Below are 18,968 nucleotides of genomic sequence, written 5' to 3'. Positions count from 1 at the left end.
TTATCCCACCATTCCCATTAAATATACTACAGTGAAAATAAACACCCAAACTACGTCAATAAAGTGCCAATAAATCGATGCAACATAAAACTTTGGTGCATTGTATAAATTTAGACCTCTCTTCGCATTTCTAAAGATTAATGTTAAAATCCAACATAACCCAAACAATACGTGGAGTCCATGTGTACCAACAAGAGCATAAAACGCAGAGCCAAACGCACTACTTCTCATAGTATGCTTAAATTCATGTGTATAATGATAAAACTCATATATCTCAAACCCTAAAAACCCTAAACCTAGCAATACAGTTACTAGTAACCAAAGTTGCATTTTCTTAAAGTTAAAGTTTTTCATGTGATACATCGCATATACACTCGTTAAGCTACTCGTTAATAAAAGCATCGTCATAATGAAAACGAGTGGCATTTGGAACATCTCTTGAGATGTTGGTCCACCATTTGTAGAATTCTTTAACGCTAAATATGTGCCAAATAAGGAAGCGAACAATACTGTTTCGCCTCCAAGAAATAACCAAAAACCGACAAACTTATTTTTCCCTTCAAGGGTTGCTTTTTCAGGCTCTGCTGGAAATGTTTCATTCGTTAATTTTTCATCTACATGCATTATGCCTTGCCCCCCTTATCATCTAAATCTTCTTTATGAATATGATATCCATGATCATCGATTACTGAACGTAGGAACATTGCGCCAAATGTAATGATTAAACCAATAATTGCTACCAATAACCAGAACTTATCTTTTCCACCCTGCATATACATTGCACCAAATGCCGCTATAAACAATCCAAAAGAAATGACAAATGGTGAAAACGAAGGATTTGGCATATGAATATCACCAACTGGTTCCGCTGCTGTCATCTCTTTATTACCTTCACGTTTTTCAATCCAAAACGGATCTAATCCGCGAACAAATGGTAATTGTTTAAAGTTATATTCTGGTGTCGGTGCTGGCATTGTCCATTCTAATGTACGTGCATCCCACGGATCACGACCAGCTTTTTCTTTTGATACTGTCGTTTTAATTACATTGAATAGAAGAACAATAGTCCCAAGAGCCATAAACACCGCTCCAATAGAACTAATCATATTCCCCATTTCCAACCCTTGCCCTTCAAGATATGTGTAGTAACGGCGTGGCATACCAATCAAGCCAAGGAAATGCTGAATAAAGAACGTTAAATGGAAACCAATAAAGAATAGCCAAAACGTTATCTTTCCTAATGTTTCATTTAATACTTTATTAAACATCAGTGGCCAATAATAATGAGCTCCTGCAAGTAAACCAAATACAACACCGCCAACGATTACATAATGAAAATGTGCTACTACGAAATAGTTATCATGAAATTGATAATCAGCTGGTGCAGATGCTAGCATAACCCCTGTAACTCCACCCATTACGAATGATGGAATGAAAGCTACTGCCCACATCATTGGTGTCGTAAAACGAATACTTCCGCCCCACATTGTAAAGAGCCAGTTGAATATTTTGATACCAGTCGGAACCGCAATCGCCATTGTTGCAACTGAGAAAATAGCATTAGCAACTGGACCAAGTCCAACAGTAAACATATGATGGGCCCATACCATAAATCCTAAAAATCCAATTAATACAGTCGCAAACACCATCGATGAATAACCAAACAATCGTTTTTTCGAAAATGTCGCGAAGATTTCTGAGAATATTCCGAAAGCTGGGAGTATAAGAATGTATACTTCTGGATGACCGAAAATCCAGAATAAATGCTCCCATATAATTGTATTCCCGCCCAATGCTGGATTAAAGAAACTTGTTCCAAATAAACGATCTAACATTAAAAGTCCTAATCCTACAGTTAACGGTGGAAAAGCGAATAATATAAGCGAAGATGTTACAAATGTCGTCCATGTAAACATCGGCATACGCATATACGTCATTCCTGGCGCACGCATATTAATAATGGTTACAAGGAAGTTAATACCTCCAATTAATGTACCAATACCTGAGATTTGCAAACCGAGTACATAGAAATCAACACCATGACCCTTAGAGGCTAAAGCTAAAGATGCATAAGATGTCCATCCTGCATCAGGTGCTCCACCTAAAAACCAACTTAAATTTAAAAATACTCCACCAAAGAAAAACAACCAAAATCCGAGTGAATTCAAAAACGGGAACGCTACATCACGTGCACCAATTTGAAGTGGTACAGCGGCGTTCATAAATGCAAACACGAGTGGCATAGCTGCGAGGAAAATCATTGTTGTACCGTGCATCGTCAATACTTGATTATAAGCATCCCCAACAAGAAAAGCGTTGTTAGGAATCGCTAATTGAAGGCGAATAAATAGAGCTTCTATTCCGCCTATTACAAAAAACAATCCACCTGCAATTAAATAGAGAATGGCAATCTTTTTATGGTCTACTGTCGTTAAATAATCCCATATGACAGCACCCATCCCCTGTTTTTTTGCTACAGAACTCACGTTTTCAACCTCCCCTTCACGAATAATCCCTCTTTACTTTTCAACTTTTAACGTTTGTAAGTATGCATTTAATGCATCAATTTGATCATCCGTTAAGTTGCCATATTTGCCAGTCATTTTGTTTCCTGGCTTCATATTTTCAGGATCTTTCAGCCATTTTTTTAAGTTTTCTTCATTGTTTTCGGCAATACCGGCAACCATATCGCGATCCGCAAAGTTTGCTAAGTTTGGTGCGATACGAGCGGAAGGTGGTCTACTATCATTAGATCCAACTGCGTGACAACCAATACAGCTTTTATTAAATATTTCTTGGCCCTCTTGCGCCTTTGTTGAAGCTACTTCTTTCTTCCCATCAATCTTCTTCATATCAGCAAGCCAATTTTTGTACTCGCTTTCATCTAAAGCTTTCACTTTAAATTGCATTAAAGAATGTGATGGGCCGCAAAATTCTGTACAAAAACCATTATAAGTGCCCGATTTATCTGCCTTTAACCACATTTTGTTCACATTGTCTGTATTTGTATCCATTTTCCCAGCTAAAGATGGAACCCAAAATGAGTGTTTAATATCGGCACCCTTCAAATTTAAATACACTTTCTTACCTGTGGGGATGACTAAATCTTGCGAAGTTACTATCTTTTCTGATTTGTAAGAAAATTCCCACCAATAAAGATTCGCTGTTACATCAACAACGATAGTATCTTTATCAATATTCTTTTTCTCCATCGCACTTACATCAGCAAGTTTGAATGTATATGTAACCGTTGGAACAGCTAAGATTAGTAAAAGAATAATCGGAATAACTGTCCATATAATTTCTAGCTTGTGATTTCCTTCAACTTGCTCTGGAATATAATCTTCCTGACCTTTCTTTTGTCGGAAACGCACAATTACATACAAGAAAATAATAGTAACTACTAGTACTACTCCTACCATGATTGCACTCGCCAGTAGAAGTAAATCATATTGCATTTTTGCTACTTCTCCTTGCGGAATTAAAGTAGATTGAAAGGCTTTACCGCATCCCCCTAACAGTAAAGCCAGCAGTGAAACGAACGAAAGCAGTCGCCACTGTTTCTTCATACAAACAACCCCCACTTTCCTTGTGAATTAGATTGTACTTTATAGTTAAGTAAAGTAAATCTCAACGTAAAGAAATCCAATTATGTCGTTGTCTTAGAAGAATGTAACTACAATCATTGATACAAATAAGATTGTTAAATAATTTAGGGAATAAACAAACATTTGCACGGACCATTTTATGTCATCTTTCTTACGGAAGCCATAAAATCCTAAAGCGATCCATCCGATGTTAAGCAGTGTTGCAATTACCATAAATGTTATCCCTAGTCCACTCATATAAAATGGTAGTGGTAATAAACATACTGTCCAAATCATAATTTGGCGTTTCGTAATTTCAAATCCATGAACTACAGGAAGCATTGGAATTCCTGCATTTCGATATTCATCAACACGTTTCATCGCTAATGCAAGGAAATGTGGGATTTGCCAAATAAACATAATTAAAAATAACATCCAAGCAATTGGATGACCTAAAGATGGATCGATTGCTGCCCATCCAATTAAAGGTGGAACTGCTCCAGATATACTACCTACAACAGTATTTAGTGTATACTTTCTCTTTGTCCATAAAGTATATAGGACAACATATGTGAAAGCACCAATAAATCCCATTAAAACTGCCATTGGTGTCGTTAATAATAAGAATACAAATCCAAGAAGTAATATAACTAGTCCAAATGTAAGTGCAAATCCTGGTTTATACTTTCCAGTAACCGTTGGACGAGTCTTTGTTCTCTCCATTAACGGATCGATGTCTCTATCGATGTAGTTATTTAAACAACATACCCCCGCCATAATTAATCCAGAACCAACGATTGTAAAAAATAGCTTATCCAGATTGTCCATCACACTTAATCCATTAAAGTGTAACGCCAACCAAAATCCTGTAAATACAGTAAGTGTATTTGAGTTTACAATCCCCATTTTAACGAGTGCTGATAAATCTTGTAACCGAGTTGTTTCCGGTACACTTGTAACAGCGGACTCATCATGCAGCTCACTTGTTGCATGGTTCATCACTCTAACCCCCTCTTAAAACTTTCATCTTTCTTTTTGCGCCTATTTCAAATGAAATAATTCGCTTCTATATAGCAATATTATTACAGTAGAAACATTGTTAACCCATTCTACTACTAATCTACGCCCATACTCCAATATATTAAATCATATTTCCCGAACATTTTGTGAAGAAAACATGAACTTTTTGTGTCGAATATAAAAAACTTCATTCTGACTTGTCCTTATCATAACATGATGTTACATTCTATAATAAACTATTTTCTCCTATTTAACACGTATTCTCCCCATTTCTTTTCAAAATAGCCTATTTTTCACCTAAATTTTTCCTTACGAACCCTGTTTTCACACCTATTTTCTCTCCCTTGTCTTCCCCCTCCATTTCTTTGCTATTTTATTATTTTTTATATATCATAGGAACTAGCGCGTTTTATTCTATACATAATGGAATGAAAATATTTCGCAATAACTTCATAGCAGAAAGATGGTGAAAGAGATTGCAACGCTTTATTAAATGGTTAGCAGTCATTACAAGCCTTGATTTATTAATAGTTTTATTAGGAGGCGCTTTAGTTACAAAAACAGGTTCTGGTCAAGGTTGTGGTAAATCATGGCCACTTTGTAACGGTGAATTTGTTCCATCTAATTTATCAATGGAAACTATTATTGAACTTAGCCACCGATTAACATCAGGATCAGCTGGAATTCTTGTCACTCTCCTTTGTATTTTGTCCTGGAAATATTATAAACATGTGCGTGAAACAAAAACGTTAGCAATTTTATCCTTCGTATTTTTAGTTGCACAAGCATTAATGGGAGCAGCAGCAGTTGTTTGGGGACAAATGCCAGCTGTACTTGCTATCCATTTCGGTATTTCCTTAATTTCATTTGCTTCTGTCATTTTATTAACGTGTCTTATCTTTGAAATTGACCAAAAATTTGATGCACGTTCACTTATTATGGACAAAAAAATGAAATTTCATATTTATGGTGTAACAATTTACAGTTATATCGTCGTCTACACAGGTGCTTTAGTACGTCACGAACGAGCTAGCTTAGCTTGTCCAGATTTTCCTTTATGTAGCAAAAACAGACCTATGCCAACTCAACTACATGAATGGGTTCAAATGGGCCATAGAGTTGCAGCGATGTTAATTTTCGCTTGGATACTATACGCGATGATTCTCGCTATTCGCCATTACAAGCAGCAACCTGTAGTATATTGGGGATGGATCATTTCATTTATCCTTGTTACACTTCAAGCTGTAGTAGGAGTTTTAGTTGTATTTACAAACGCTAGTTTAGCGATGGCATTGTTACATTCTCTATTCATTTCTTGCTTGTTTGCCGTACTATGCTATTTAGTTATGTTAGGAACAAGAAGTAAAGTGAATGCAAAAGAAGCCGGATCAACTTCTAAACAAACAAAATAATTTAAAACTAAAATCCCTTGCCAATTAGGCAAGGGATTTTTTGCAATAAAGAAAAGAGCTGTATTGAACTGCACCCCAATTGTTAGACACAGTCTAACAATTGGAGGTGCAGTTTTTCTATGGCTAAATTTACAGCTGATGAAAAAATACAAATCGTTCTACGTTATTTGAACGGAAATGAAAGTTATCGAGAAATGGGTAGATCGCTCGGTATAAGTGACACAATCATTTTGAATTGGGTAAACCAATATAAACAGAATGGTCTGGAAGCTTTTCTAAAACGATGTACAAATTACACACAACAATTTAAACTAGACGTACTAAACTTTATGATTGAAAACGGTATGTCCTTATTTGAGACGGCAGCTATCTTTAATATTCCTGCCCCTTCAACGATTTCTGTTTGGAAAAAACAGCTCGAAACACAAGGAATTGATGCCCTTCAATCTAAGAAAAAGGGGCGTCCATCCATGAAAAAAGATTCAAATAAACAATTAAAACAACATTTAGCTGAAGGGTCAGTCGAAGCACTTGAAGCACGCATTAAACAGCTTGAGATGGAAAATGAGTACTTAAAAAAGTTAAATGCCTTAGTTCAAAACAAGGAAAAATCACAAAACAAGACAAAGCGCAAGTAATCTATGAATTAAGGCATAAATATTCGGTGAAGGCACTCGTGGAGCTAGCTACTATTCCTCGAAGCACGTATTATGATTTAGTAAAGAAAATGAATCGTCCAGATGTAGATGCCGATTTGAAAGCTGAGATTAAAGCGATTTATGAGGAAAATGAAGGTCGTTATGGTTACCGTCGCATTCGTGATGAATTAACGAATCGTGGCCAGAAAGTGAACCACAAGAAGGTTCAGCGCATTATGAAAGAGCTTGGGTTAAAGTGTGTTGTGCGTATGAAGAAATATAAATCCTATAAAGGAAAAGTCGGTAGAATTGCACCTAATATTTTAGAGCGTAATTTTCATACAGATGCACCGAATCAAAAGTGGGTAACAGACATCACAGAGTTTAAATTGTTTGGAGAAAAACTGTATGTATCACCTGTATTAGATTTGTATAATGGTGAAATTATTACCTATACAATTGGTTCTAGACCGACGTATTCGCTTGTTTCAGACATGTTAGAGAAAGCATTGGAACGTTTACCTGAAACGCACCAGCTACTGATGCATTCGGATCAAGGATGGCATTATCAAATGAGACAATACGTCCGTACACTAGAATCAAGAGCTATCGTCCAGAGTATGTCTCGAAAAGGCAACTGTTACGACAACGCAGTAATAGAAAATTTCTTTGGGATTATGAAATCGGAGTTCCTCTACATAAAAGAATTTGAAAATGTAGAGCACTTTAAAATAGAATTAGAAAAATATATAGATTATTATAATACGAAACGGATTAAGGCAAAATTAAAAATGAGCCCGGTACAATACCGGACTCACTTTTATCAAGCTGCCTAATCAAATAACCGTGTCTAACTTTTAGGGGTCACTTCATATTTACACAGCTCTTTTCTTTATTTTAGTGATCTAATTCAATAAGTAAATCACCCGTTTGAATTGCATCACCATCGTTAACATATACTTTTTTCACTTTACCATTAAACGGCGCTTGAACTGTCGTTTCCATTTTCATTGCCTCTGTAATTGCCATAGAATCGCCTTTTTTCACTTCATCGCCTTCTTTTACAACTACTTTAATTACCGTTCCTGGCATTGTTGCACTAATGTGATTTGGATTTTCACGGTTTCCTTTCACACGTTGTGCAACTGTTGCTTTCACATTCTCGTCTTTCACGACAATTTCACGTGGTTGACCATTAAATTCCAAGTAAAGGACACGATTTCCATCCGGCTGTGGTTCTCCAATTGATACAAGTTTAACCATCAATGTCTTACCTTGTTCAATCTCCACATCAATTTCTTCACCTAGTCTCATACCATAGAAGAACGTCGGTGTATCAAGTACAGATACATTTCCATAAAGCTCAGCAACTTTTTCATAGTCCATAAATACTTTTGGATATAATGCATATGCAACTACATCAAAAATTGTTACTTCGCGTCCAAGTTTATGGAATAATTCTTCTTTTAACGCGTCGAAATCTACTGGCTCTAGTAGTTCACCTGGTCTTACTGTTAACGGCTCTTTCCCTTTTAAAATAATCTTTTGCAATTCTTTCGGGAAACCACCGTACGGTTGACCTAAATCACCAGAGAACATTTCAACAACAGATCCCGGGAAGTCCAACGCATGTCCACGCTCTAAAACATCTTGTTCTGTCAGGTGGTTTTGAACCATAAATAATGCCATATCGCCAACAACTTTTGATGACGGTGTTACTTTTACAATATCTCCAAACATGTCATTCACACGACGGTACATTACTTTCACTTCATCAAAGCGATCTCCTAAACCAACCGCCTTCGCTTGTTGTTGAAGATTACTATACTGTCCACCTGGCATTTCATGCATATATACCTCTGTGTGAGGTGCATTCATACCACTTTCAAACGGTGCATAGTATTTGCGTACATCTTCCCAATAATGAGATAGCTTTTCTAAAGAATCGATATTAACATCTGGTTGTCTTTCATTTCCACCTAGTGCATAGAATAATGTGTTCGCACTCGGTTGTGACGTTTGACCAGCCATAGAACTCACCGCTACATCGACAATATCAACACCTGCTTCAATTGCCTTCGTATACGTTAATATACCATTTCCACTCGTATCGTGCGTATGCAGGTGAATCGGAATTGATACCGTCTCTTTTAATGCTGAAACTAAATCATATGCTGCGTTTGGTTTTAGTAAGCCAGCCATATCTTTAATACCTAAAATGTGAGCTCCCGATGCTTCCAACTCTTTTGCTAAGTTTTTATAATAATTCAAATCATATTTACTACGTAATGGATCATGAATATCTCCTGTGTAGCACATTGTTGCTTCTGCAATTTTACCAGTATCTCGTACAGCATCAATTGCAACTCTCATGCCTTCTACCCAGTTTAAACTATCAAAAATACGGAATACATCAATGCCAGCTTGAGCAGAACATTCTACAAATTTTTGGATTAAATTATCTGGATAGTTTTTGTATCCAACTGCGTTTGAAGAACGAAGTAACATTTGGAATAACACGTTCGGCATTTTTTCACGAAGATCTAGTAATCGTTCCCATGGATCTTCTTTTAAGAAACGATACGCAACATCAAACGTTGCACCGCCCCACATTTCCGCTGAGAATAGGTTCGGTAACATTCTCGCTGTTGGCTCTGCAATTTGATGTAAATCTTTTGTACGAATACGAGTTGCAAGTAATGACTGATGTGCATCACGGAATGTTGTATCCGTCAAAAGTACACGCTTTTGATCCTGTACCCACTTTACTAATCCGTCCGCTCCACGCTCATCCAAAATTTGTTTCGTGCCATTTTGGATTGGCTCTGAGTGTAATACATTCGGTATACGAGCATCTGGAAAAATTGGTTTCTCTTTTTTCCCTACTCCTGGGAAGCCATTTACTGTTACTGAACCAATATAATTTAACATTTTCGTTCCGCGGTCTTTACGTTTCGGGAACAAGAATAGTTCAGGTGACACATCAATAAACGAAGTATCATATTCTCCTGATAAAAAGTTTTTATGTTTTACTACATTCTCTAGGAATGGAATATTTGTTTTAATACCACGAATACGGAATTCTTTTAAGTTACGTTCCATTTTTGCAGCTGCTTGCTCAAAAGTAAGTGCCCAAGTTGTAACTTTTACAAGTAAAGAATCGTAGTACGGTGTAATAACTGCACCTTGGAAGCTATTTCCTGTATCAAGACGCACACCAAAACCACCGCCTGATCGATACGCCATAATTTTTCCTGTATCCGGCATAAAATTATTTAGCGGATCTTCAGTTGTTACACGAGATTGAATTGCAAATCCATGCACAACTACTTCCTCTTGCTTCGGCACACCTACCATTTTGCTATGTAATGAATGTCCATCAGCTATTAAAATTTGTGATTGAACGATATCTACTCCTGTAATCATTTCTGTAATCGTATGTTCTACTTGAACACGTGGATTTACTTCAATGAAGTAAAACTCATCATCTTTTACAAGGAATTCTACTGTTCCTGCATTTAAATAGTTTACATTTTTCGTTAACTTCACAGCAGCATCACAAATACGCTGACGCAAATCATCTGAAAGTGATACACTCGGTGCGATTTCTACAACTTTTTGATGACGACGTTGTACAGAACAGTCACGCTCGTATAAATGAACAACATTGCCTTCTTCATCTGCTAAAATTTGTACTTCTATATGTTTAGGTTTTTCAACGAATTTTTCGACGTAAACTTCATCATTACCAAAGGCTGCTTTCGCTTCTGATTTCGCTCGATTATATGATTCTCCTAATTCCTCACTAGTACGCACAATACGCATACCACGACCGCCACCACCAAGGGACGCTTTAATAATAATCGGGTAATCATACTTTTCAGCAAATTTTTCGACTTCTTCTAATGAATCTACTGGACCATCACTACCAGGTATAACTGGAATTTGTGCTAGCTGCGCTTGTGTTCTTGCTTTCACTTTATCTCCAAACATATCTAAATGCTTACTTTTCGGACCGATAAAGATAATTCCTTCTTCTTCGCAACGTTTCGCGAATTGAATATTTTCTGACAAGAAACCATATCCAGGGTGGATTGCATCTACATGATTACTTTTTGCAATCTCAATAATGCCTTCAATATCTAGATAAGCATCAATTGGTTTTTTTCCTTCCCCAACTAAATAGGACTCATCGGCTTTATAGCGATGATAAGAACCACTATCCTCTTTAGAATAGATTGCAACTGTTTTTAATCCTAGTTCCGAACAAGCTCGAAACACACGAATTGCAATCTCTCCACGGTTAGCTACCAATACTTTTTGAATACGTTGCAGCTTTGTCATGATTTTCCCCCTCTACTTTCCTACCACTCTAGAGATAAAATATATACACACCTTAAAAAGCGTGAAGTTCTTCACTTTCCACATTATATTATACTTAGAAAGCTTCACTTTATTTTTATCCATCATACCTTATTTTTTAACAAATGATAAGTTTTCTGTGCAATTTGTTTCACAAAAATAGTATAGCATACCTCTTCCTTTTCTAACAACTTAATTGTATATCACATTCAACTTAATGTGATATATCTTTTAACTGAAATATATATTAATACATCACATTTAAAACTACTTAAAAATAAAAAACACATTATGCTCTAAAGCACAATGTGTTTTTTATTTTACAACTACAAGATGTGGTCCATTTTGTTCTTTTTCTTTCATTAATCCATTCTGTTGTTTCTCTTGTCGTTTCACGTGACTAGCAATATTGAGTAGTATCCCCATCGCAAGTAGATTAGCTAATAAAGAACTACCACCGTAACTGACAAACGGTAATGGTACTCCGGTAAGTGGTATTACCCCAGACATACCACCAACATTAATAAACGTTTGAACTCCAAACAAGCTTGCAATTCCGATAGCTATTAAACTTCCAAATGGATCTGTACACTTTTGTGCAACTCTAAATGACCGAATAATAATTAGTAATAAACAGATTAAAATGATAGCTACACCTATAAAACCAAGTTCTTCAGATATAATTGCCATTATAAAATCCGTTTGCGGTTCTGGTAAATAACCATATTTTTGTACACTATTCCCTAATCCTCTACCATTAAGCCCTCCAGAAGCGATTCCAATAAATGAATTCACTAATTGAAATCCATCCTTTTGAGGATCATTAAACGGATCAAGGAAAACAGAAAAACGTGCCTTTTGATATGGATTTAATGCATAATTACCAAGCAGATATAGTGCTGGAATCCATACTATAGAAGTTAAAGCAATTCGTTTAATCCATAAGTTAACCTGTACTCCCGAACAAAGAAACATAATTCCTACTGTTCCTGCAATTAACAAATCAGTACCTAAATCATTTTGCTTTAATATTAAAAACATGATTATACCAACACCAATAAGTACTGGACCTGACCCTTTGGAAACAGGTGTATTCGTTTCTTGTCTTTTGGCAAAGAAATGAGCTAAGACGAGAATAACTGTTATCTTAACAAATTCTGCAGGCTGTATTCCAAATATCCACCCGTTTGCACCGTTTACTTTCTTAGTGAAAAAAGCAGCTGCAGCTAATAAGGCAACACTAGCACCGTAACTCCCCAACAAAAAAATTCGTTTTCTCCAAACTTTATATGGGATAGTAGCAATAATTATTAATACTATTGTCCCAACAACTAAAGTAATTAATTGTCTTTTAAAAAAGAAATTTGCTGGTTTATCAAATCTCGAAATCGCAACAATGGAACTAGAACTATATACCATTATAACTCCCAGCACACATAAGATAACAAGAGGAAGTACCAATGAATAATCCATTGATTTCCATACTTTTTTCATTTCATTTCCTCTTTCTGTTTCAATTTAATTATTGTTGTATTCCATATGTACATTGATTCTTCCTGCTTTATTATACAAATAAAAAGCTCAAACTAATTTAGTTTGAGCCCCCTTATTTGAACCCGTTATTGTTGTTTGTTTGTAAACGCTTCATGAAGTGCAGATAACTCACGTTCGAGCTCACCTAACATTGCTTTCCCTTGTTCTTCTGCAATAAGACCAAGGCGAACTGCAAAATCGACCTCGCGGGATAGTCCAAACATTTGTGTGTCTAACACTTCTTCATATAATGGACATTGCGGCATTGTAAGATGGTCCATTTGCACCTTAATAAGTCTTAAAATCTTCTCTGCATCCGCTTGTAGAAGGGCTAGTGCCTTTTCCTGATGATTTGCTACTGTCTCAGACGCCAAATTGATTCCCTCCGTTTCCGTCCTACTCTCCTCTATCCTATCTATTAATATTAGCGATAGTTTTCATAAATTGCAATAGAAACATTTTTTGTGACAACAGTGTCTAATACTATTATACTGAAAAGTGGGAGTATAACACAAATGGGGGAAGAACAATGAGCGAAATTTTATTTATTAACGGAAAAGTACGTTTTCCAATCACTATTGATCCAACTGTTTGGATTTTTGATGATCGAAAAGTAGATTTGACAACTTACTTTGATGAAACTAGAGAAAACACGTCTGAACTAGAAACTTATTTAAAAAACACTTCAGAACATTGGGATCGCGAAATTCGTAATGGTGCTGCCTTCCCGCCGATACAACAAAGTGTGAAGAAATATAAAAAAGAACAGCTGATTACTGGAACATTTGGTATACCATTTCATCCATTCCTTGCTAACGCTGAAATTTTAGAGGGCACTACGCAAGTTGAAATTGAAACGGTAGATCATACAATGACACTTCCATTAGAAACTGTCAAAAATGCTATACTAGGCTTTTCAAAAGAAGGAAAACCATTAAAAGAAGACGGACCTGTTCATCTCTATTTCAATGATGGATCTAATCGACAAAATCCAATCCGGAACATCCGTAAATTTACAATTATTTAAAGAAAAGGAGTGAGCTTAAGCTCACTCCTTTTTACAATAAATCTGCTGCTAGTTGAGCTAAATTAGATCGCTCCCCTTTAACAAACTTCACATGACCACTAATGCGCTGTTCTTTAAACTTCTCTACAACATACGTTAAGCCATTATTATATTCATCTAAGTATGGGTGATCAATTTGCTGAGGATCTCCCATCAATACAATCTTACTCTTTTCCCCTACCCTAGTTAGTATCGTTTTCACTTCATGCTTTGTTAAATTTTGTGCTTCGTCAATGATAATGAACTGATCTGGAATACTTCTCCCGCGTATATAAGTAAGGGCTTCTACTTCAATTGAACCCATTCCAGCTAAAATAGCATCTAACTCTCCTGGCTTTTTCGTATTAAATAAATACTCTAGGTTATCAAAAATTGGCTGCATCCATGGTCTTAACTTTTCTTCTTTTTCTCCTGGTAAATAACCGATATCTTTTCCGACTGGGACAATTGGTCTTGCAACGAGTAATTTTTTATATAACCCTAAGTCTTCTGTTTGCATAAGTCCCGAAGCTAATGCAAGTAACGTTTTTCCTGTGCCGGCTTTCCCTGTTAACGTTACAAGCGGAATATCTTCACGAAGCAACAATTCTAATCCCATGATTTGCTGCACGTTTCGTGGTCGTATCCCCCACACTTGTTCATTGTGAAAAATAAGTTTCTTTACCTTCTTACCTAAGTGATCCACGATGCCAAGCGCAGAACTAGAGCCCCCCAATGCATCTTTCATTACTACAAATTGATTTGGATAAAAAGGATGATTCGCAATTTCAGATAGAGGCAATTCACCTTTCTCATAAAAATAATCCAATTGTTCTTTTGATATATATCCTTCTAAAAAGCCAGAATATATATTTTCTACTTCAATTACGCGATCACTTAAATAATCTTCAGCCTTCAAACCAATTGCATCAGCTTTTACCCTTACGAGTACATCTTTACTTACTAAAATAACAGACTTCCCGTCCTCTTTTTCCTGTTCTTCTAAAGATAGATTTTTTGCTACAGCTAAAATTCGATTATCATTTGTTTTTTCTACAAAAATATCTTGTAGTTGCACAAATGAACGATGGTTCAATTCAATACGAAATGTTCCGCCGTTTTCTAGCGGGATACTTTCATGCAACTTTCCTATTTCACGAAATTTATCTATTAACTTAGATACATAACGAGCGTTTCGTCCTACTTCATCCATATAACGTTTTTTCGAATCAACCTCTTCTAATACAACTGCTGGAATCACTACTTCATTGGTTTCAAATGAAAAAATAGATAAAGGATCCTGCAAAAGTACATTCGTATCTAACACATAAATTTTATCCAACCTGTTACCCCCTGACTCCACTTTTAAATTTGTAGAACAAGGGTTTCATCCATAAAATATGGACGAACCATTGTTATAATTATATGTACCGTGTAAACGAGGTAGAATCGAAAATCATAGTCATTAAACCTTTTATTTATTCTTTATTCATTTCTATTCAATATATTACCTTTTATTATAATTATTAACGTTAAATCACAATAACCGATTACAAAAGTGAATAAACGAATTTCTTATTTAGCATCTTTATAATTCTCTTATCCCTACTAGCACTTCGTTATCCAGCTTTTTCGCTGCCCGAAGATCATATGTTTTTTCATATGTTGGTTCAATTGCAAGTTTCGCTCCATAAAACATAACATCACGCACTTCTTGCACATTTACTTCTATTACAGTTAATTTTAAAGAAATACCTTCCATTCTATCTGTCAAAATTTCACCTGCACCACTTATGGAAAATACGGATTCATTCGCCATTATAGTCAATACCACACCTGTATTATGCCGTATATTTTCCACAATACGTGAACGTTGATCTACTGCAAATCGAATACTAGTTTTACTCACTGCATACACCCAAGAAATAGCACTTACGTTAGGAACTTGTTTTTCGAAATCTGTCGTTGCTATCATAACAATACACTCTTTACGCAACGTTTGTACTAAACCCTCTGTTAAGGTAGGCTCTACTACATTCGCCATATTTTCACCTCCAAACATACTTGGTATATCCTTATCATAACTTATTTTTTGAATTGCGAAAATATTATTTTTTCCCACTATTATTCAAAAACATTATACTTCCATGATATACTTATACTGATAGAATTCGTATTGAGGTGACGAAATGAGAGTCAAATGTATGATTTGTGATAAAAAAGATATGTTAGATGATGAAAATCCTATGGCAAAAAAACTGCGTAATCGCCCTATTCATACATATATGTGCATGGAATGTTCGGAACGAATTGCAGAGCGTACAATGGAACGTCATGCAAGTGGTAATTTCCGATTATATCGTGATAAAAAAATCGAAGATGATTGGTAAAATGTAAATAAGTCCTTACTCATATAGATAAGGACTTATTTATATTTTTCTGGTTCACGATTCATCTGATCCAAAAAACAATCAATGGCTTCTAACGGAAACCTTGCAGATTTCCGTTCTCCATTTATTTCGTATGTAATTAAATACATCTCCTCGTTCTTTTCGACTTCCACATTTTTTAATTTATGTTCTTCATATATCATATTTTGAAATAACAAATACGTTTCTTTTGCAGCACTATCATCTGGACGTGCTTCAGCAACTGTTTTAATTGTTAACCAATTATATAGTGCATCTTGTACTGAACGCATAAAAACTCCCCCTTCCTCATCCTGCTTTTTGTTGTTTCGCTTGACGCAAACGTAATCTATAAATCCCAAGTACAATTGCTGCTACAACAAGTCCTTCTCCAACGGGTAAAAATACAGCAAAAAAGGTTAATACTGTACATCCAATTGCTAATGATATGTATATCACAATATTTTTAAGTACAGACAACTTTCTAGCAAACCCTAAATTATAGACGAGAGCACTTAATATAATAATCGTCCCATAAAGTAACCACATTCCTAACTCTGGATTTTCATCTACCTTACACAATTTTGCAAAAAAAGACATCCTTTCTAACACACTCTTCCCCCCTAGCAGTAAAATACAATTTTCTTTATACACTTAATACAAGAGTAACTCGCAAAAAAAATACTGTCCACAAAAAAGAGTAAATATTCTAAAAAATAAACAAAATAAAAAACAACGACCTTTTATAAAGGTCGTTGTTTTTTTGTTTTTACGCTTCAACCGATTTCTTTTTCTTAGCAGCTCTTTCGCGCTCACTCTTATCAAGAATCTTTTTACGCAGACGAATTGATTCTGGAGTTACTTCACAGAACTCATCATCGTTTAAGTACTCTAATGATTCTTCTAAAGTCATTAGGCGTGGTTTCTTCATTGTTGAAGTTTGATCTTTCGTCGCAGAACGAATGTTAGTTTGTTGTTTCATTTTCACAACGTTAACTGTTAAGTCGTTCTCACGAGTGTGTTCTCCAACAATCATACCAGCATATACTTCTGTACCTGGTTCAACGAAGATTACACCACGGTCTTCAACTTGCATAATACCGTATTGTGATGCTTTTCCTGTTTCAAGTGAAACTAGAACACCTTGGCGACGTCCACCAACTTGTCCAGCGTGTACTGGTTGGTAGCAATCGAATGTATGGTTTAAAATACCGTAACCACGAGTTAATGTTAAGAATTCTGTTGTGTAACCAATTAAACCACGTGCTGGAACCATGAAAGTAAGGCGCACTTGACCGTTTCCGTTATTCACCATATCTAACATTTCACCTTTACGTGCACCCATAGATTCCATAATAGAACCAGTGTATTCTTCAGGTACATCGATTTGTACGCGCTCTACAGGTTCACATCTTACGCCATCAACTTCTTTAATGATTACCTCTGGCTTAGATACTTGTAATTCATAACCTTCACGACGCATGTTTTCGATTAAGATAGATAAATGTAGTTCCCCACGTCCAGATACGATCCACGCATCAGGAGACTCTGTATTATCTACACGTAAACTTACATCTGTTTCTAATTGTGAACGAAGACGCTCTTCAATTTTACGAGATGTAATGTATTTACCTTCACGACCTGCAAATGGGCTGTTATTTACAAGGAACGTCATTTGTAGTGTTGGCTCATCAATACGTAGTAATGGTAACGCATCTTCATGCTCAACCGGACATACCGTTTCACCAACGTTAATGTCTTCCATACCAGAAACGGCTACTAAGTCCCCAGCTTTTGCTTCTTCGATTTCTTGACGTTTTAATCCAATGTAACCGAATAATTTCGTTACGCGGAATTGTTTTACACTTCCGTCAACTTTCATTAAAGCAACTTGTTGTCCAACCTTCATTGTACCGCGGAATACGCGTCCAACTCCAATACGTCCAACATAGTCGTTGTAATCAAGAAGTGCTACTTGGAATTGAAGTGGCTCTTCACTGTTATCAATCGGTGCTGGAATATGTTCGATAATTGTATCGAATAATGATTTCATATTCTCTTCTTGATTTGCTGGGTTTGAATCTAAGCTTGCTGTTCCGTTCATTGCTGATGCAAATACAACTGGGAACTCTAATTGATCTTCGTTTGCACCAAGCTCAATGAATAAGTCGATTACTTCATCAACTACTTCATCAGGACGAGCGAAGTCACGGTCAATTTTGTTTACAACTACGATTGGAGTTAAGTTTTGCTCAAGAGCTTTCTTTAAAACAAATCGTGTTTGTGGCATACAACCTTCATATGCATCAACAACAAGTAAAACACCATCAACCATTTTCATGATACGTTCTACTTCTCCACCGAAGTCAGCGTGACCTGGTGTATCTAAAATGTTAATTCTTTTATCTTCATAGTGAATCGCTGTATTTTTTGCTAAAATTGTAATACCGCGTTCTCTTTCTAGATCATTTGAATCCATTGCGCGTTCTTCAACGTGTTCGTTCGCACGGAAAGTCCCCGCTTGACGTAATAACTGGTCAACAAGTGTTGTTTTACCATGGTCAACGTGGGCAATAATTGCTATATTACGTAAATCTTGTCGTTTTTTCAACATGTCCAACTCCTAATGTCTTTTTAATCCTTCTCTATTATAAGAGCGAAGGGGATACAATAGCAATTAAAATAAAAGCAAGAATGAAAATATAGTTGTATTCTTACTTTTGTGAAAGTAAAATGAGATTGGAGGGTGAAGAAATGGAACACATTCAATATCGCTTTTTATTAACCGCAATTATCGGTGTTATTTTCTTAATCGGTATCGGCATTATGATTGCTGAAAATAGTCCAATCGGTATTATTATTTGCATTATCGGCACATTTGTTGCAGTTGGGTACGGTTTTGTAACAAAAAGAAAAATGCGCAAATCACAATAACGCTAAAAAGTAAGAAGCTTATACACAGC

General features: G+C 36.0%; 17 protein-coding genes. 5 read left to right on the top strand and 12 right to left on the bottom strand.

Annotated elements, in window-relative coordinates:
- The 4 genes from ctaE to ctaB form a co-directional block, all read right to left on the bottom strand.
- On the bottom strand, positions 1 to 624 hold the full coding sequence (ctaE, locus tag MHI28_RS27475) for a cytochrome c oxidase subunit III (protein ID WP_000557861.1): 624 nt from the start codon (positions 622 to 624) through the stop codon (positions 1 to 3).
- Positions 624 to 2,459 (bottom strand): cytochrome c oxidase subunit I, encoded by a 1,836-nt coding sequence (gene ctaD, locus MHI28_RS27470; protein ID WP_153577875.1) that lies wholly within the window; start codon positions 2,457 to 2,459, stop codon positions 624 to 626. Before ctaD ends, ctaE begins: the two co-directional genes overlap by 1 nt.
- Before the next feature lie 60 nt (positions 2,460 to 2,519).
- Positions 2,520 to 3,569 (bottom strand): cytochrome c oxidase subunit II, encoded by a 1,050-nt coding sequence (gene coxB, locus MHI28_RS27465; RefSeq protein ID WP_000745273.1) that lies wholly within the window; start codon positions 3,567 to 3,569, stop codon positions 2,520 to 2,522.
- A gap of 93 nt (positions 3,570 to 3,662) precedes the next feature.
- Positions 3,663 to 4,586, bottom strand: a complete 924-nt coding sequence (ctaB, locus tag MHI28_RS27460) for a protoheme IX farnesyltransferase (RefSeq protein ID WP_001015060.1) — start codon at positions 4,584 to 4,586, stop codon at positions 3,663 to 3,665.
- A 497-nt stretch (positions 4,587 to 5,083) separates the two neighbouring features.
- Here ctaB and ctaA point away from each other — a divergent pair, with 497 nt between their 5' ends.
- Entirely contained in the window at positions 5,084 to 6,019 is a 936-nt protein-coding gene (ctaA, locus tag MHI28_RS27455; RefSeq protein WP_001188745.1) for a heme A synthase, read from the top strand.
- Between the two features lie 119 nt (positions 6,020 to 6,138).
- A protein-coding gene (locus MHI28_RS27450; RefSeq protein ID WP_208730123.1) for an IS3 family transposase occupies positions 6,139 to 7,493 on the top strand; the annotation gives its coding sequence in 2 pieces (ribosomal slippage) (positions 6,139 to 6,592 and positions 6,592 to 7,493; 1,356 coding nt in all).
- Positions 7,494 to 7,554: 61 nt separating this feature from the next.
- Here MHI28_RS27450 and pyc read toward each other — a convergent pair.
- The 3 genes from pyc to MHI28_RS27435 form a co-directional block, all read right to left on the bottom strand.
- A complete protein-coding gene (pyc, locus tag MHI28_RS27445; protein ID WP_000164058.1) occupies positions 7,555 to 11,001 on the bottom strand; it encodes a pyruvate carboxylase in 3,447 nt (1,148 codons plus the stop codon).
- 333 nt (positions 11,002 to 11,334) lie between these two features.
- Positions 11,335 to 12,513 (bottom strand): FtsW/RodA/SpoVE family cell cycle protein, encoded by a 1,179-nt coding sequence (locus MHI28_RS27440; protein WP_000758416.1) that lies wholly within the window; start codon positions 12,511 to 12,513, stop codon positions 11,335 to 11,337.
- 125 nt (positions 12,514 to 12,638) lie between these two features.
- Complete coding sequence (locus tag MHI28_RS27435; protein ID WP_000135694.1) at positions 12,639 to 12,926, bottom strand: YlaN family protein; 288 nt, start codon at positions 12,924 to 12,926, stop codon at positions 12,639 to 12,641.
- A gap of 155 nt (positions 12,927 to 13,081) precedes the next feature.
- Here MHI28_RS27435 and MHI28_RS27430 point away from each other — a divergent pair, with 155 nt between their 5' ends.
- A complete protein-coding gene (locus MHI28_RS27430) occupies positions 13,082 to 13,579 on the top strand; it encodes a hypothetical protein (RefSeq protein ID WP_001289815.1) in 498 nt (165 codons plus the stop codon).
- 31 nt (positions 13,580 to 13,610) lie between these two features.
- Here MHI28_RS27430 and MHI28_RS27425 read toward each other — a convergent pair whose 3' ends face one another.
- Together MHI28_RS27425 and MHI28_RS27420 are read right to left on the bottom strand one after the other, a co-directional pair.
- Positions 13,611 to 14,939, bottom strand: a complete 1,329-nt coding sequence (locus MHI28_RS27425) for a PhoH family protein (protein WP_000358083.1) — start codon at positions 14,937 to 14,939, stop codon at positions 13,611 to 13,613.
- 246 nt (positions 14,940 to 15,185) lie between these two features.
- A complete protein-coding gene (locus MHI28_RS27420) occupies positions 15,186 to 15,641 on the bottom strand; it encodes a pyridoxamine 5'-phosphate oxidase family protein (protein ID WP_000024600.1) in 456 nt (151 codons plus the stop codon).
- A gap of 145 nt (positions 15,642 to 15,786) precedes the next feature.
- On the opposite strand from MHI28_RS27420, the gene MHI28_RS27415 reads away from it, so the two are divergent.
- On the top strand, positions 15,787 to 15,987 hold the full coding sequence (locus MHI28_RS27415; RefSeq protein WP_002082250.1) for a YlaI family protein: 201 nt from the start codon (positions 15,787 to 15,789) through the stop codon (positions 15,985 to 15,987).
- A gap of 35 nt (positions 15,988 to 16,022) precedes the next feature.
- Here MHI28_RS27415 and MHI28_RS27410 read toward each other — a convergent pair whose 3' ends face one another.
- From MHI28_RS27410 to typA, 3 genes are all read right to left on the bottom strand, one after another.
- The gene (locus tag MHI28_RS27410) at positions 16,023 to 16,298 is read right to left on the bottom strand and encodes a hypothetical protein (RefSeq protein WP_001258138.1); all 276 of its coding nucleotides are present in this window, start codon (positions 16,296 to 16,298) and stop codon (positions 16,023 to 16,025) included.
- A 16-nt stretch (positions 16,299 to 16,314) separates the two neighbouring features.
- Positions 16,315 to 16,617, bottom strand: coding sequence for a YlaH-like family protein (locus MHI28_RS27405; protein WP_000893662.1), 303 nt, complete (start codon positions 16,615 to 16,617; stop codon positions 16,315 to 16,317).
- Positions 16,618 to 16,774: 157 nt separating this feature from the next.
- Complete coding sequence (gene typA, locus MHI28_RS27400; protein ID WP_000914761.1) at positions 16,775 to 18,619, bottom strand: translational GTPase TypA; 1,845 nt, start codon at positions 18,617 to 18,619, stop codon at positions 16,775 to 16,777.
- A 140-nt stretch (positions 18,620 to 18,759) separates the two neighbouring features.
- Between typA and MHI28_RS27395 the strand changes: the two genes are divergently transcribed.
- The gene (locus tag MHI28_RS27395; RefSeq protein ID WP_000400123.1) at positions 18,760 to 18,939 is read left to right on the top strand and encodes a DUF5325 family protein; all 180 of its coding nucleotides are present in this window, start codon (positions 18,760 to 18,762) and stop codon (positions 18,937 to 18,939) included.
- Positions 18,940 to 18,968 lie beyond the last annotated feature (29 nt).

This window comes from Bacillus sp. FSL K6-0268, from assembly GCF_038005425.1.
Classification (GTDB): domain Bacteria; phylum Bacillota; class Bacilli; order Bacillales; family Bacillaceae_G; genus Bacillus_A; species Bacillus_A thuringiensis_S.
Note: the sequence above shows the minus strand (reverse complement) of the source record. Positions and strands in the feature narration are given on the sequence as shown.